Source organism: Pigmentiphaga daeguensis, assembly GCF_039523035.1.
In the GTDB taxonomy this organism is placed as follows: Bacteria; Pseudomonadota; Gammaproteobacteria; order Burkholderiales; family Burkholderiaceae_B; genus Pigmentiphaga; species Pigmentiphaga daeguensis.
The window spans coordinates 81,760-94,812 of record NZ_BAAAEN010000007.1; the positions used below are offsets into that span (position 1 = coordinate 81,760).

Sequence of the window (13,053 nt, forward strand, 5' to 3'; positions counted from 1 at the left end):
TTGCCCCCCGTACCCCGTGGAAGGCAGGCGTTGTCGCAATCCCTGACGTCCATCGTGGACCAAGGCTGGTTGAGCCTTCTCAATCTGGGACTCGGCCTGCTGCTGATCAGGCTGGCGACTAAGGATGACTACGGACTGTATTCCCAGTTGTTCGTAGCGGGACTGTTCGCCACCACGGTGGTCGAAGCCCTGGTCAGCAGCCCGCTGACCACGCTCGCGTCATCGGCCGATGCAACGCTCAGGGAGTCGCTCATCGCCGATCTCAGCCGATTGCAGCAATACCTGGCACAAGCCCTCGCGCTCGTGATGGCCCTGGCATGCGCCGCCGTCACCGGCCTCGCGACAGGCACCCCGCCATGGGTACTAAGCCTATGCTTCGGTGCCTACGTTTATACCTATACACAGCGCGAGTACAAGCGCACGCTGGATTTCATCGACGGCAGGCCGGACCGCGTCCTGCTACTGGACGGAGTGTACGGTCTGGCCCTGATCGCAGGTGTCAGTCTGCTCACGCTCGGCAACCGGATCACGCTACCCGGCTTGTTCGGCCTCATGGCACTGGCCAACTTGCTAGCCCTGGCTGGCTCCCCGCGCCGGCCCCGCCTCTCACACCAGGCCGACCGATATCGGAAGAACTTGGCCGCGGCCTGGCAACGAGGACGGCTCGCCCTGCCCGGCGCGCTTTCTTCGTGGGTCATCAACTACAGCTACCTGTACATCACGGCGCTGTGGCTGGGCACGGCTGCCGCGGCCGATCTGCAGGCGTCGCGCCTGCTTCTCATGCCCTTGTCGCTATGCGTGGTGGCCTGGGCCCGAGTCGCCTGCCCGATGATGGGTCGGCTGCTGCACGCAAGTCAGGCCGGGCGTCTACGTCAGATCATTGTTCATTCGGCAGGCGTGCTGGAAGGGCTGTCCATTCTGTACATCTGCCTGCTGTGGCTGATGCTTCCGTGGCTGGAAGCCCATGTTCTAGGCGACAACTATCGCGGGCTGGGTCCTCAAGTATTGGCCTGGGGTGTGTATTTCATGATCTACGCCGCCCGCTGGATAGGCACCGCCTTGCTGATGGCGGGAGACCAGTACCGCACGCTGCTGATCGCGGCCGTCGCCAGCCTGGCCCTGCTGCTGGTTTCGCTGTCACCCTTGCTGGCCTGGTTCGGTACCGTGGGAGCGCTCATCGCCCTATCGGCGGCCGAGATTCTTGCGCTTCTTCTGCTAGGGCGTTCGATAGTAGTACTGTCAGCTTCATCCATGCCCGGCCTCCGGCAGTAGGAGCCCTATCTCGTGGACCTGAGTATCTGCATCTGCACTTTCCGCCGGCCCGAGCTTCTTGGGCATCTACTGGCAGCCCTCGGTCGGCAATCGTTCGACGGTGTGCGCGCCGAGATCGTCGTAGTGGACAATGACCCTGCCGCCTCCGGGCTCCCCGTCGCTCGGAAATGGAGTGCATGCCTGCCGCTTCCCATTCAGACCGTCCACGTCCCCACCCCTAACATTTCCATGGCTCGCAATGCCGCAGTCCACGCCGCCACCGGCCGCTTCATCCTGTTCATCGACGACGACGAAAGCCCCGAGCCCGACTGGCCCTTGCACATGCTACGCACCCAGGCCGCGCACAAAGCGGATATCGTAGTCGGCCCGGTATGCCCTCGCTACCATGAGCAAGCTCCAGCCTGGATCGTTGCGGGAGGCTTCTTCGCCCCGCGAGCCCACGCGACGGGTGACAGCCTGCGACCGGACCAGGGCTACTCGGGTAATACGCTGATCCGACGCGAGATGGCGCTGAAACTCCCTGGCCCCTTCGATCCTGCCTTCGGCGCCACTGGCGGCGAGGACGCCATGTTCCTGTGGGACATGCACGGTCTATCCGCGCGCATGGTCTGGTGCGCCGAAGCCGCAGTCTCGGAACACGTACCGACGGCTCGTACCAATCTGGCCTGGATCCTCCGGCGGGCATATTGGGGGGGGCAGACTTTGGTACGAGCTCGCGCCAATCGGCTGCCTCCGGCCCGCAAGGCCGCTCTCTTCGCCTATCTCGGCCTTCGGGCGACTACGCAGTTGTTGCTGGCTGGCGCCTTCGCGCTGTGCCTGCTTCCGGTGTCGCGCCTCAAGGCGATCCGGTGGCTGAACACAGCCTCGGCCCAGGCGGGCAAGCTCAGCGCCATCGTCGGCTACCACAATCGTGAATACGCAGCGTCCTGAACGCCCACCCGCGCCTCGCCTCGACGCATCCGCCGCGAACGGACCATCCTGGCTAGCGGAACTGGCCGTTCTTGCCATTTTGGCCATCACCATGGGATTTCCCCAGCTACGCAGCACCGGCATGTTCGACCTTGCGGCGGCGGACGTCATCCAGACCACGGCAGGCTCGGCCAAGACGCAGATCGTCTACGGATCCTGCTTTCTCGCCGCCCTGTTCGTCGCCTGGAACTATCAGCGTCAGATCTGGCAGGCTTTCCAGCAGAACGGCCTGCTGCTGCCCATTTTCCTGGCGCTATGCGCCGCCAGCATCGCCTGGTCCCCCTATCCCGTGGTCACGTTCAAACGCGTAGTTCAGTTGGGCGGGCTGCTACTGATCGGCTATCTCGCAACCCTGCCCGGCATCCGCACGGCAGGCCTGGTACGCTCGCTCCGGGACACCCTTACCCTGATGCTTGTTCTTTCCATGCTGATGGCGCTGCTGCTGCCGCAATATGGAGTGGACGCTTCCCATCAACAGGCTTGGCACGGCCTTTTCTGGCAAAAAAACAGCCTTGGAGCCGGAGCAGCCGTGTGTGCGCTGCTGTGGTTTCACCATGCGTGCGACCAGGGACGGGGATCGCGGCTCCCCCTTGCCGGATTGGCATTTTCGCTATTCATGGTGCTGATGTCGCGGAGCTCGACCTCCTTGGTCATCCTGGCCATCGCGGTGGTTCTTTACATCGCTACGCGCTACTTGCAGTTATTCTCCAGTCGCGTGGGTCTTATGACTGTCTTGGGTCTCGGCTGTGGGGCGCTGGCTGCGTTGCAGGCTTTTTATGTCCTTCATGGTCATCTGCCCGCCTGGTCGGACATCATCAGCCCCTTAGTCTCTCTGCTTGGCAAAGACCCGGACCTGACCGGGCGTACCCAGATCTGGGCGTTGCTATCCTTGTCCATCGAGCAACACCCTTGGCTGGGAATCGGTTACGGCGCCTTCTGGATCGGCCCCGGCGGCCCAGCCCAATACATCGCCGATCGGATACTCTGGATGCCTTCCCATGGACACAACGGCTTCCTTGACATGCTGAACGAGCTCGGCTTGGCCGGGCTCACACTGCTGGTCCTGATCCTCGTTGTTCATTTTTTCAGGCTCGCACGCTTGAGCCGATACGATAGTGCTGAGACCGCATTGCATTTCGGCTTGTTCGCAATGATCATCATCGGCAATTTTTCCGAAAGTACGTTCCTGCTCGGCCTCTCGTTCCAGAATTGCCTGTTCATCTACTCGGCAATAATCGTGTCCTCGACCCTGGCTGAACATCGCGAAATCCACGTCGCCACCCAAGCTTTGAACCAGCGTAGGGAGGCAAGGTGAAAGGTTGCCATCCTCGGTCCGGGCCACTCCGCCAATCCATCATCGCCCTGGCCTGCGCATTGATCGCGCTTGCCTGGACATCAATCTCCAATGCAGCGCCCGCCACCTACGCATTCACGGTGGACGAAGACAACCTGAACGGAGCGCCTGACTACTCCTGGCTCAACACCTCACTGGAGGCAAGCGACCGCATCGTCGTCCACGGCGGAACCTTCCGCACGATCGGCGCCGACGGCCTCGCTGGCACGAGCGACGATAGGCGCGTGCGTATCTATGGCATCAACTTGAGCTTCAGCGCCAATTTCCCGAAATTGCAGGACGCTCCGCGGATTGCCCGAAGGCTGCGCAAACTCGGCATCAACGCCGTCCGGCTGCATCACCTGGACACCGCCCCCGGCGAAGCAACCGATCCTCCTCGCAGCATCCTTACCCCTGGCCCCTATCCTTCCTTCAACACCGAAGCCGTGGCCCGGCTGCGCCATTTCATCTCGGCGCTGGCCCGCGAAGGTATCTACGTAAACCTGAATCTGCACGTGGGATATCGCTTCCGGCCTGACATCGACGGTGTGCCTCCTTTCAAGGCCAATGACCTGGTCCGGCCGCTGAACACTCCCATCATCGTCTACGACGAACAATCCATTGCTCTGCAAGAAATCTATGCCCGCGAACTCATCAGACGCCTAGACCTGAATCGCTCCCCCGCGCTCGCCATGGTGGAGATCAATAACGAGTCGTCGCTGCTGGCCTCATGGCAGGAACCCGGCGAATGGGGCGATGCCGTCCCTGAGGCATACCAACCCGCGCTCCTTCAAAAGTGGAACGAATGGCTGGTACGACGCTACGGGTCCCGCGAGGCTGCCTGCAAGGCGTGGCAAGACTGCCCAGGCGGCTCCGCATCCTCCCTCCTGCCGCTGCTCGCACCGGCGGATACTGGGCAGCCCTCCAGCCTGGCCAATGAGCTTATTCGCAAGGTCACCCGGAAACTCTCCACGCTTTCACCTTCGCTCTCCGGCAACCGAGAGGCGCTCGATAGGGTGCCGGCCACCGGCAAACAGCGGCGCTTGCGGGATTTTCTGATGTTCCTGGCCGATACGGATCGCGCCTATTTCGATCGGCTGGCACGTGTAGTCCGCCAGGAAGCCGGCGAACAGGTTCCCGTCACCGGAACGCAGATGAGCTATGGCAATGCTCTCAATCTGGCCTCTCACCGTGACATGGATTACATCGACGCGCATTTCTATGTCGACCATCCCCATTTCCCGCAAGGCCTGGCCAACGACCGAAACTGGCGCGTCTGGGACACCTCACTCACCGGTTCGCAAATGCGCCGACTGCTGGATATTGCGCTGATGCGCGACATGCGCAAGCCTTTTGTCGTGAGCGAATACAACCAGCCTTTCCCCAATCGCCAAGGCGCGGAAATCCTACCCATCATGGCAACCCTCGCCGCGCGCCAGGATTGGGATGGACTGTTCTTCTTCGACTATGGCGACATTTTCGATACCACGTCCGGCGCGCCGGGTAACTTCGCGTTGCGCGGCGACTGGGGCAAATATGTGCAGTTCGGACAAAGCGCCTGGATGTTCCGAACCGGGGCCATTCCGGCTCTCGGCCACGACCGCAGCCTGTCTCTGGACACCGAGGCCCTGGCAGGTATCGCCGCCAGCCGGGCCTCGGCACCCCTGCAAGCCTACGCCCGGGTTCTCGGGAACATAGGAGTAGAAACGCTGTGGCAGGGTCGGCTGGGTATGACGGTATCCGCCAGCGCCGCGACGCCACGTCCGGACACGGATACTGACCCATCGTCCGTGGACGATATCGCCAGCTACGACCCGGAACAAAAGACATTCACCCTGCGTGCCCCGCGCGCCTGGGCCCTGGCCGGTCTCGGCATAGCCGCAGGCAACGACACGTCATCCCTTCGAGCCCTGGTTGACGTCACGGAAGCCTTTCCTTTCAGCATTCTTCTGACTCCCCTCGACAACGAAGAAATATCCCGATCACGCGCTCTGCTGCTAAGTCTGGGCAGCGGGACGGTCGGCTCCCAGCCCGGCAGCGTTCCGCCTCGCCCCAAACGCTGGATCCGTCATCCCGCAGGATCGTACTCCTGGACGCTGGAACCCGATCCAAACCATCCTGGCAGTCTTTCCGGCTCTCGCTATGCCACGCCTCCAGCCTGGCTGACCACGGCTCCGGTACACCTGCGCTGGGCCACGCACGCCCGGAAAATCACGGTCTATCCGCTGGACGGCCGGGGGCAGCGGCTCCCCCCCCTCGAGCCGGAACGGGCAAGAGTCGAAGCGGGATTTGTCGAACTTGATCTTCGACAAGCACCCGAACATGCCAGCCCATGGTATGAGATCATTGCCCGTGATCAAGCGGCGGACAGCAGGCGTTGAGACACGGGGCACGCACGATGCAAGAAATCAAAGGACTGAACGGTTTGCGCGGCGTGGCGGCGCTCATGGTCTTCTGGGCTCACCTCAAGGAAACGCTGATCACCCTCAACCCCGGACTCGAATGGCACCCTCTGGTCGAGCGCATGTTCCTGAGCGGGGGGCGCCAGGTGGACGTCTTCTTCGTCCTCAGCGGATTCATCATGACGCTGACCTACCAATCCTGGTTTGCCACCAGAGTCAGTCTGCGGGAGTATCTCATCTTTCTGCGTCGACGCCTGGCGCGGATCTATCCACTGCACCTCTTCATGCTGCTGCTGGTCGCGGCCGCTGCGCTGACCGCTGCTCTCGCCGGCTTGAACGTCCGAAACGGACTCGAGCGTTTCGACCTGGCCACGCTCCCTCAACACCTGCTGCTGATTCATGCCTGGGGACCTTTCATGCCAGGCCCCGGGGCCTGGAATCCTCCGTCGTGGTCCATCAGCGTCGAATGGCTAGCCTACCTGCTTTTTCCGTTCTTGCTCTGGCTTGCCTTCCGCATACGCAGGCATCGCGCAGCCTGGGCACTCATGATCACTGTCGCGCTGGGTATCAGCACCAATATCATCTACGCCTGGAGCATCATTGGACCAGGTGCGGTTACTCGCGGATTGACCGAGTTCGGGCTCGGATGCGCCGTTGCCCTCTGCGCGGAAGGGTCCGCGGCGCAATGGTTGGCTAGCCGGCGGGGCAGCCTCTTGGCGGCAGGCCTGCTGCTGCTGACTTACGGACTGGTGCCCGACACCGGTTTCATTATCGCCCTGGCTTGCTCCCCCTTGTTGCTCAGTCTGTGCGGCAACAATCCGGTCGGCCGCGCCTTGGGTTCTCCTCCCTTGAACTTCCTGGGCGAAATCTCCTATTCGGTCTATCTGGGGCATTTTCTTTTCAGCTCGGTCGGCTACCGTCTCGTCAGCCCACAGTGGATGGCCTCCTCCCATGTCCATGCCGTGCTGGGAGGCTTGCTGCTTACCGCATGGGTGATCGCCTTGTCGACCCTCACCTACAGACTCATCGAACGCCCCGCACGTATCCGTTTCGGCGGCAGGTCCTCTCGGCCGACCGCATCCGCCGTTCTCCCCTCAACCGCCGGCAAGGCTCCCTGACCCATGAACATCGCCATCGTCGGCTGTGGTTTCGTCGCTGATTTCTACATGGCCACGCTGCGTGACCACCCCCAATTGCGGGTCATCGCTGCGCACGACATCGTCGCAGAACATGCGGAGCGCTTTCACCGCCACTGGGGCATCCCCGTCTTCGTCGATGCAGCCGAAATGTTGGCCGCGCACGACTTCCAGATGGTGCTGAATCTGACCAATCCCGATTCGCACTACGCCGTTTCGAAGCGTTTTCTCAACGCGGGCAAGCACGTCTATTCGGAAAAACCGATGGCCATGCAGTTTGAACAGGCGCGTGAATTGGTGGAGCTGGCCCGCAGCCTGAACCTGCACTTTACCTCGGCCCCTTGCAACCATCTCGGCGAAGCCCCACAGGCCATGGCCCGCGCCCTGGCTCAAGGATGTATCGGCACTCCCCGCCTGACCTATGCCGAAATGGATGACAACTTCATCGCGCTGGCCCCCTACCGGAACTGGCGCAGCGCATCGGGCGCCTACTGGCCTTATCGCGACGAATTCGCCGTGGGCTGCACGCTCGAACATGCAGGCTACAACCTCGCATGGCTGCTGCTGTTCTTCGGACCAGTGCGGCGAATCGTGGCCTACCAGTCCCTCCGCTTTCCCGGCAAACCCATCGACGGCGAGCATGAAGCCCCGGATTTTTCGCTGGCCGCGCTGGAATTCCATTCCGGCATGGTGGCACGATTGACATGCTCCATCGTGGCACCCCACGACCACGGGTTTCGCATCATAGGCGACGAAGGCGTCCTGCATGCCGCGGACTGCTGGTTCTACCGAACGTCAGCCTACTACCGCCGCTACCTGCGCATCCGCAACCGCTTCATGCTGTCGCCAATCCGGCACAGGCTGCCGCTCACGCCAACCGGGCCCGCTACCAAGCGGCGTGGATCGGCCGCCATGGATTTCGCCCGCGGCCCACGAGAAATGTCGTTGGCAATCGAACAAGGTCGCCCGTCTCGCGTACCAGCGGATTTCGCGTTGCACTTCAACGAGATCGCGCTGGCCATCCACCATGCCGACACCGAGCATCCGGTCTACCATGCGACCACGACATTCGTACCGCTGCCCCCGGTGACAGATCCCATCCTCTGAATGCAAGCCGCCCTCCACGTCCTGCTCTTCCTGCTGGCGCTGCCTCCGATCCTCGCCTGCGCCTACATCGCGCTGCTGACCTTGCTATCGGCCCGGCTGCGGCCACCGCCGCCTGGCGGACAGCAGTTGCGCTTCGACATACTCGTCCCCGCCCATGACGAAGAGCAGGTCATTGCCCGCACGGTGGCGAGCCTGCGCAAGCTGGAGTGGCCTGCCGAGCAATATCGTATCGTCGTCATCGCCGACAACTGCACCGACCAGACCGCCTCGGTCGCACGCGAGCACGGCGCCACGGTGTTCGAGCGACACGATGCAAGCCGGCGAGGTAAAGGCTATGCGCTGCAATTCGGCATGTCCAGAAGCGCCATGGACGGCTTTGCCGACGCCGTGGTGGTAATTGATGCCGACACGGTCACCACGCCCAACCTGCTGGCGGCCTTTGCCTCGCGTATTGCCGACGGCGCCAGTGCCATGCAAGCCAATTACGGCGTGCTCAATCCCAATGACTCCTGGCGCACGCGAACCATCACCATCGCCTATGGCGCCTTTCACGCAGTACGTTCGCGAGCACGCGAACGCCTGGGAGTCTCCTGCGGCCTGCGCGGCAACGGCATGGGCTTCACCCGCGAACTGCTTAACAGACTCCCGTTCACCCTACAGTCGATGGCCGAAGACCTCGAGTACGGCATCGTACTCGGACTCGAGGGCGTTCGTGTGCACTACGTCGACGAAGCAGAGGCCAACGCCGAACTTCTGCCGTCAGCGGCCGGGTCGGACACGCAACGCCATCGCTGGGAAGGCGGCCGCTTCGCCGTTGCGCGAGCCTATACCGGCCGGTTGCTGGCCAGGGCCGTCAAGCCACGCGGAGCACTCGCATCGGACCTCGCGCTGGATCTGTTGACGCCTCCCCTGGGATATATCGGACTGCAAGTCATGCTGGTTGCGGTGCTGGCCACGCTGGCTAGCATCTGGCAGCCGGCGTTCTTGGCCTGGCTGTGGGCCTGCGTCGCCATGATCCTGGTTCTGGCCGCACACATCCTGCGCGGCTGGCAGCTCTGTCCGCTGGGCCCAAGCGCGCTGCTCGACCTGACACGCGCCCCCTTTTTCGTGCTTTGGAAGCTGGGAGCCCTGTTCAGGCACCGCCGCAACAAGGCATGGGTGAAGACGCGCCGCCTCGACGAATAAAGCCGCGCAGAACAATAGCCATGCGCGTCAGCATGGCAAGCGATCAGGTCCGCAGCCCCTGATCGAGCGCAGTCCAGCTTACGCCCAGCTCCCGCTCCGCCCTCGTGCTATCAAGGCGTATATCCTGACGCCACAGTCGGATCAACGAAGGAGGCAGCCTGGGAGGCATATCCACTTTTGCCACGATAGGCAGGCGACGTGCGGCGATCGATGCCATTTTCAAGGCGGCCCCGGCTCCCCAGGCATCCAGCGCCAGGCGTACCTGGCCGACACGCCGCAGCGGCGCCACGCCCAGCATCTCGGCATAGGCATGGAAATACTCGTTCCAACTGGGTGCCAGAGACATTGCGAGGTTGAACGGTCCGCAGTGGGCCGGCTCCTGAAGCAAACGCGACACGGCGTCCGTGACATCGTCGATATGGACGAGATTGCTGCCATGCCCCCCCAGGGCGCCGAGATCCCCCAGCCGTCCCGACCGCAATAGCTGGCCGATATCCTGAGTCCACTGGGGACTGCCTCGGCCGTACACGCAGCCTGGCCGCAACACGACAAGGTCCGAAACACCAGCCAACATGGATTCGCTAACGGCCTTCGCGTGCGAATAGGCACTCGCATCCCCCAGCAAAGGGTGGGACTCGTCGATTAGCCCCGTCGCCGTCCCATAGGCGGCCATCGAACTGAAGTGAATCAACCTGGGACGATGCACGCTTGCCGCCAGCACGTCCCGCAAGGCCTCTGCTCCCCGTACGATAACCTCCGGAGTCCCGGCGATACAGTTGACGACGACATCCACGCCTTCAAGCGCTCGGGCCAGCGCCGATGCATCGGTTGCATCCAGATACCGGATCGGCATACCGGCGGGCAGGCCGGCCTGCCGGCGCACGGCAGCTATGGGAGCCGCACGCCCCGATGCCGCCAATGCACGTACCAGATGCCTGCCGATATACCCGGCCGCTCCCAGCACGAGCACACATGGCTTACGCCCGCTTTCCTTCGTCATCGCTTCCATGCATTCTCCCGCCACGAATCCGCCAACCCCTCCTGCAAGGGAGTCCAGGCCAAGGCAAGGGCATTCGTCGCCCTCTCCGACCGAAGGCGGATATCCTGCTGCCACAAATACATCAATGCGGGAGACATCACGGGAGGCCCGCTGGGCAGCTTCAACCGCGCGTGTGCAATCTCCCAGATCTTTAAAGGAGGGGCCAGCAGCTTGCGCTCCACGGCTAACTGCCAGGCGGGAATCCGGCGCACTGGCACGGCTCCCATGGCCCGCGCCAGGCGCATGAAATATGTATTCCAAGTCGGGGCGTTCGGCATCGCCAGGTTGAAGCATCCCTCATGTCCTTGGCGCAACGCGCTGCCGACGGCGGCCACCACGTCATCGACATGCACGAGATTGCTGCAGCCGTCGCCATACGGACCCAAGTCCCCCAGGCGCCGGGCGGCCAGAAGACGGGCTATACGCACGCTCCATTGAGGACTGCCTCGACCGTAAATGCAGCCCGGGCGCAGAATGCAGACGCGGTCGGTTTCGGCCAAGGCTGCTTCGGCGGCAAGCTTTGCCCCGCCATAGGAAGCAGGAGCCAATTGCGCCAGCGGATGATTCTCCGTGACGTCGCCTAGGGCGTCTCCATAGACGGCCATCGAACTGAAATGAACGATATGCAGCGGTGCCGAACGCGATGCCTGAACCGCCTGCAGGGCCCGCGCGGTGGCGATCATTGCTTGCGGACTCCCCGCCACGCCGTTAACCACCGCATCCACGCCCGCGCAAGCTCGTGCCAGCGATTCCGCATAGGTGGCATGACACGTCACCGTTTCCACCCCGGAGTCCGCGCGGGCGCCCCGGATCGCCGCAACAGGCTCCGCCCAGCCGCTGTCCTTGAACGACAGGACGATACGCCTGCCGACGAATCCCCCAGCCCCCAGTATCAATACACGCATTTTCATTGCATGTCCCCAGCTGGCGGGCGGGCATTCGTATGCAAGACCCGCAAATGACTGACCAGTCTGAGCGCCAGAGCCACCACGGTCAGAGTGGGATTGGCCTGACTCGAGGTGGGAAAGACCGCAGCGCTGGCGATGAAAAGATTGCGGACCTCATGTACGCGGCAGTTGCGATCCACCACGCTAGTGAGCGGATCGTCCCCCATTCGCGCCGTTCCGAGGTGATGCCCGCCATACGCACCATAGCGCGTCATTTCTGCTTCCACCGCCTGGGGATCGTAGTCGAAGACCCCTACACCCGATTCCTGTACATCCTGCGCCAGCAAGGCCAGCGCTTTTTGTACTGTCACCACGTCCTGTCGGGTGTAGCGCCAATCGACGTGCAGTCGCCTCATACCCAACTCGTCCACCCCGGTCCCCAACGTCACCCGACTGTCCGGATTCGGCTCCTGCTCGGCGTGGAAATCGATACTGTACCGCTGCGTCCTAGGATGAATAATGATGGAAGGGAACTTGCGGGCAGCCAGGGTGCGGTCCCTCAGCCAATGCCACAAGAACGCGATAACCGACGGCAGGCCGGCAAGGACGTTGAGCATATGCCTTAGCCAGTGCGACGCGGGAATCTTGTCGTCACCGTGCAGCCTCTTCGCATATTCGTAGGGTACGAAGGCACGAGCCAGGAACAGCAGCGACAGGATCGCAGTGCGGTGGGCCGGATCAGTAATGCGTGGGTGATGGAGACGAGCGATGAAGTTGCCTATCCCAGCGCTTCGCTGAACCTCTGGCCTCAAAGCGAGCCGCCTGCGGCAATACGTGCCATCGTCGGCCACATCGTACCCATGCCAGCCCCGACGAGAGGGCGCAAGCATCAACTGGCCTATCGTCCCGGCAAGATGACACATATAGAAACGCCCGACCACATCATGGGCATTACCGACACCCCGCCCCGACTTCCCTGGCGTGGAAAGCAGCAGGCGCACCACTTCCAGCCCCCCCACCGCCAGCACGACGCTGGACGCGACTACGGTACAGGTTTTGCCCGCCAGGGTCCGGACTTCTACTTGGCGCACTTCGGCACCGTCGTCGCTCATGGTCAGCCCCGTGACGCTCCCCCCAAGGACCACCCGAACGTCAGGCGACACCCGCAACCGGCTCAGATAGCGCGTACCAAAGTCGGTTGGGCAGCTGAACCGTTCCAGAGTATCCGTCGTGAAATGGCGCTCGTCGAACCCCTCGAGCATGGGTCGACGGGTATCATCAAAGGCCGTCTCGATGGTATAGGCGAACTCGCCCGCCTCGCACCAGGCGTTGGCCTTGGGATAGAACGCGGCGAGATCCGGTAGGCCGATGGGCCAACCGCTGTGGGCCATATAGGGACGAGCCTGGAAATCAATTGCATCGAACGGCATGCAGCGTCCGCCCCATATCGCCGTCGAACCTCCCAACTGGCGCTGACGGTATCGGTCCGGCGGGCTATGCAGCGCAGGATCCTCGACGGTTCCCTGATAGAGCGCCTGAGTCCGGGGGTCGGGTTCCTTCGTCCCCGATTCCAGCAAAACAATATCCAGCCCGCAATCCGACAGCTCCAGAGCCATGGAGATTCCCGCCGCGCCTGCACCGACGATGCATATATCCGCGGCAAGCCTGGCATGGTCCGGTAGATCATTGGCATTGAGCAGCATGTTATCTGCAAGAGTCCAGG

General features: G+C 62.6%; 10 protein-coding genes. 7 read left to right on the forward strand and 3 right to left on the reverse strand.

Annotation, left to right across the window (positions count from 1 at the left end; genetic code table 11):
• Positions 1–30: 30 nt before the first annotated feature.
• From ABD104_RS11370 to ABD104_RS11400, 7 genes are read left to right on the forward strand one after another with little or no spacing between them, the layout of a single operon-like run.
• On the forward strand, positions 31–1,272 hold the full coding sequence (locus ABD104_RS11370; RefSeq protein WP_343927562.1) for an MATE family efflux transporter: 1,242 nt from the start codon (positions 31–33) through the stop codon (positions 1,270–1,272).
• A 12-nt stretch (positions 1,273–1,284) separates the two neighbouring features.
• Positions 1,285–2,202, forward strand: a complete 918-nt coding sequence (locus ABD104_RS11375) for a glycosyltransferase family 2 protein (protein WP_343927563.1) — start codon at positions 1,285–1,287, stop codon at positions 2,200–2,202.
• A complete protein-coding gene (locus tag ABD104_RS11380) occupies positions 2,183–3,556 on the forward strand; it encodes an O-antigen ligase family protein (RefSeq protein WP_343927564.1) in 1,374 nt (457 codons plus the stop codon). Before ABD104_RS11375 ends, ABD104_RS11380 begins: the two co-directional genes overlap by 20 nt.
• Positions 3,557–3,615: 59 nt before the next feature.
• Positions 3,616–5,955: a glycoside hydrolase family 5 protein gene (locus ABD104_RS11385; protein WP_343927565.1), complete on the forward strand. Its 2,340-nt coding sequence runs from the start codon at positions 3,616–3,618 to the stop codon at positions 5,953–5,955.
• Between the two features lie 17 nt (positions 5,956–5,972).
• The gene (locus ABD104_RS11390; RefSeq protein ID WP_343927566.1) at positions 5,973–7,094 is read left to right on the forward strand and encodes an acyltransferase family protein; all 1,122 of its coding nucleotides are present in this window, start codon (positions 5,973–5,975) and stop codon (positions 7,092–7,094) included.
• Positions 7,095–7,097: 3 nt separating this feature from the next.
• Positions 7,098–8,219, forward strand: a complete 1,122-nt coding sequence (locus ABD104_RS11395; RefSeq protein WP_343927567.1) for a Gfo/Idh/MocA family protein — start codon at positions 7,098–7,100, stop codon at positions 8,217–8,219.
• Positions 8,220–9,404, forward strand: a complete 1,185-nt coding sequence (locus tag ABD104_RS11400; protein WP_343927568.1) for a glycosyltransferase family 2 protein — start codon at positions 8,220–8,222, stop codon at positions 9,402–9,404.
• Positions 9,405–9,447: 43 nt separating this feature from the next.
• Here ABD104_RS11400 and ABD104_RS11405 read toward each other — a convergent pair whose 3' ends face one another.
• Genes ABD104_RS11405 through ABD104_RS11415 form a run of 3 tightly spaced genes read right to left on the reverse strand, consistent with a single transcriptional unit; the run spans position 9,448 to position 13,033 of the window.
• Positions 9,448–10,413, reverse strand: a complete 966-nt coding sequence (locus ABD104_RS11405) for an NAD-dependent epimerase/dehydratase family protein (RefSeq protein ID WP_343927569.1) — start codon at positions 10,411–10,413, stop codon at positions 9,448–9,450.
• Entirely contained in the window at positions 10,401–11,354 is a 954-nt protein-coding gene (locus ABD104_RS11410) for an NAD-dependent epimerase/dehydratase family protein (RefSeq protein ID WP_343927570.1), read from the reverse strand. Before ABD104_RS11410 ends, ABD104_RS11405 begins: the two co-directional genes overlap by 13 nt.
• Positions 11,351–13,033, reverse strand: coding sequence for a GMC oxidoreductase (locus ABD104_RS11415; protein WP_343927571.1), 1,683 nt, complete (start codon positions 13,031–13,033; stop codon positions 11,351–11,353). Before ABD104_RS11415 ends, ABD104_RS11410 begins: the two co-directional genes overlap by 4 nt.
• Positions 13,034–13,053 lie beyond the last annotated feature (20 nt).

Coding starts and splice junctions, on each gene's coding strand:
- ABD104_RS11400 (WP_343927568.1), top strand. CDS start 8,220: ATGCAAGCCGCCCTCCACGTCCTGCTCTTCCTGCTGGCGCTGCCTCCG.
- ABD104_RS11395 (WP_343927567.1), top strand. CDS start 7,098: ATGAACATCGCCATCGTCGGCTGTGGTTTCGTCGCTGATTTCTACATG.
- ABD104_RS11390 (WP_343927566.1), top strand. CDS start 5,973: ATGCAAGAAATCAAAGGACTGAACGGTTTGCGCGGCGTGGCGGCGCTC.
- ABD104_RS11405 (WP_343927569.1), bottom strand. CDS start 10,413: ATGGAAGCGATGACGAAGGAAAGCGGGCGTAAGCCATGTGTGCTCGTG.
- ABD104_RS11415 (WP_343927571.1), bottom strand. CDS start 13,033: ATGCTGCTCAATGCCAATGATCTACCGGACCATGCCAGGCTTGCCGCG.
- ABD104_RS11410 (WP_343927570.1), bottom strand. CDS start 11,354: ATGAAAATGCGTGTATTGATACTGGGGGCTGGGGGATTCGTCGGCAGG.